The 1,655-nt window shown below is 34.1% G+C and carries 1 protein-coding gene; it reads right to left on the minus strand.

Annotated features, from left to right (window positions below; all coding sequences use genetic code 11):
- Positions 1-159: 159 nt before the first annotated feature.
- Entirely contained in the window at positions 160-1,467 is a 1,308-nt protein-coding gene (locus tag PG766_RS16770) for an IS4 family transposase (RefSeq protein ID WP_270591394.1), read from the minus strand.
- Between the last annotated feature and the right edge of the window lie 188 nt (positions 1,468-1,655).

Here is a 1,655-nt window from a genome sequence, read left to right on the forward strand (position 1 = left end):
CAATGTCATTAAGTTAATTTAAAAATTAAAAAAAGCAGAATGCAAGTAGGTAAAATCTCACTTGTATTTTGCTTTTTTCATTTTGTTATCTGTTTTTTTGCACGGCAAACAGACAGATGGATTGTACATCTGTCTATAATCCTATATAATGATGAATGGTTATGCTACCCTGTATAGAAAACTTACTGACGCCTGAGGTTTGACTTTCCGAGGGTCTCGACGCCCAGGTCTTATTGGTAATATATGTTTTTCTATCAGTTTAACCACATCAGGTGGACGAAATTTCCGTTTGCGTCGCAGATATTCTCTGCAAATGTAAATGGCAATAGTAAAGTTCACCTGATTTTTCTTACTTATATTTTCTGTGTGTTCAACTACATATGTTGTAATTAATTCGCAGTAATTATATAAGGTCAATCTTGCAAATATTTCTTGCTTTATGTAATCCACTTTTTTGGCATGAAAACTAGTTAGCCCTATAGCATATTTCAATTCACGAAATGATGTTTCTATGCCCCATCTTAAGTGATATAATTCCTTAAGTTTTTCTGCCGAAAAGCAAAAACGGTCCAAGTTTGTAATTACTGTTTCGTAGGAATCATCTGCTATTTTAAACCTTGCAATTCTAAAGGAGATAGGATAATCCTCTTTGCTTCCTATTGGAAGATAATCAAAGGTTTGTACTGTTGGCATGAATTTATATCCTGCTTGTTTCTTTGACTTAGTTTGATTTCGTGTCAGAATCAGATTGATATCCATATCAAAAACTGCCGTTTGTGGAAGTTCTAAGCCTGATGCAATGCCATTGCTGTGAACATCTTTTATTCTAATCAAAAATTTCCAGCCTTTTTCTATTGCGTGAGACATAATGTTATAGTTTTCATATCCTCTATCAGCAATTAATATAACTTTGTCCAATGTCACCCTTTCTATCATTTGAATGCATGCTCTGTGTTCTTGATACGTAGAGGCAGTTTGAACCAATGCATCAATATAAGTTCTGTTTAAAACATCATACAGGGCATTTAGATGTAAGTGATTACCGGTTGCACCAAGTTGATTTGATTTCCAAAGAGTTTCCGGGTCGTTTAGATTCGGTGCAATAGTTAGATTGCTGCCATCGCAAGCCAAAAGTTGATATCCCTCATATAAGTTTTTTGTTTGAACATTTTCTTCTGTAAACGCATGAAATAAGTATTCAAATGCTTCTGGTAGAATTTTAGCCCGCTGCTGTGTATACGCTGAAACAGTAGGAGCATTCACATCAAAATCGAAAAAATCCAAGAGTTCTTTATTCAGCGTGCAACCGCCGGAATTCATGGTAATGCCAACACATGTCTTAAAATTAATTTTGCGGTTTCTTGAAAAATCAGTATCTGGATTTTTCAAGAACAAAGATGGATTTCTTGCCAATTCTGAAATTAGATTTTCTAGTGAAACCGTAACCTTTTCAATATAGTGACTCATAATGTATCCTCCTTGCAATCAAGATATTCCTTAATTACAAGGGCCGCTTTCGCAACCTTAATATATATCGGTAGCGAAAGCGGCCGCACATTCTATCTTGTTTGTCAACTATTTTTACAAAATAAAAAGACTCCTATATTATTTCTAATATAAGAATCTAATTATTTTTCCTTAACTTAATGACATTG

Source organism: Coprococcus sp. LG101-27, assembly GCF_027695515.1.
Lineage (GTDB): Bacteria > Bacillota > Clostridia > Lachnospirales > Lachnospiraceae > Allocoprococcus > Allocoprococcus comes.